At 32.9% G+C, this 854-nt stretch carries 1 protein-coding gene; it reads left to right on the plus strand.

Annotation, left to right across the window (positions count from 1 at the left end; translation table 11 throughout):
• Positions 1–180 precede the first annotated feature (180 nt).
• The gene (locus ACFIO3_RS14300) at positions 181–468 is read left to right on the plus strand and encodes a hypothetical protein (RefSeq protein WP_375614070.1); all 288 of its coding nucleotides are present in this window, start codon (positions 181–183) and stop codon (positions 466–468) included.
• Positions 469–854: the final 386 nt, after the last annotated feature.

The raw sequence follows: 854 nt of genomic DNA on the forward strand, positions 1-854 counted from the left end.
TTTTAAATCCTTTCTTATACAAATTTGATCCACACATTCATCCCGCTTGTGATGTGCAAATGAGTGGTTTTGATTGAAGCAATATAAACTGATTTAAAATGAGACAATCTTAGGTTATTCGGGACTCTCATTCAATATGAATAACGATAGATTATCATTATAAATCAATGCCTTGTAGATATGTTACTCAATGTCATAAGCAGTTTGCGTAATGACTATAACTGGAGAGAAAGCGATTTTATTTGGGCCTATAATATGTCTATGAATTCTACCGACCCCATGATTGATTACGCGAAAAAGTTTCTTAATTCTTCAAGTGAAAATGGCATGAGTTTCAAAACACAAATGATTGATCTCGTGTCGAGTATGAGGACCGGTGATGATGAAAATGTTAAACAAATAGCGCGTTTTTGCATAGAGCTCCGCACGATATATGACATGATGCAACCAAGAGGAATTTACAAATGACATTTAACGAGCAAAGTTCTCTCGAAGGATATTAAATGGCTATAATAGTCTTAATAATCGCGGCATTTTCTTATCCATGTTGCATATTTGTTCATTATGGCTTCAAAAGGTGGACATATTTTCCAGCTTTGGCAACAGGCATAGGTTCACTTACAATGATGCTTTTCATCTTAATAAGAAAATTGCACTTAAAGGAGGCAATTTACACTTGGATTGAAAAACTACTTATCACAAATTAGATTGCGCTATTATATATAATAATAAGGACTTTTTTATCTTTCTGTTGCAATGATCATTCTCTGTTTAATCTTATCAATTCTCTTTTTATGTGATGAATTGAATAAACGAGATAAAGAGCGTGATGAATTAAAGTTGTATAGTGACCA

The organism is Bartonella sp. AD328YNZD (assembly GCF_042196425.1).

Coding starts and splice junctions, on each gene's coding strand:
- ACFIO3_RS14300 (WP_375614070.1), top strand. CDS start 181: ATGTTACTCAATGTCATAAGCAGTTTGCGTAATGACTATAACTGGAGA.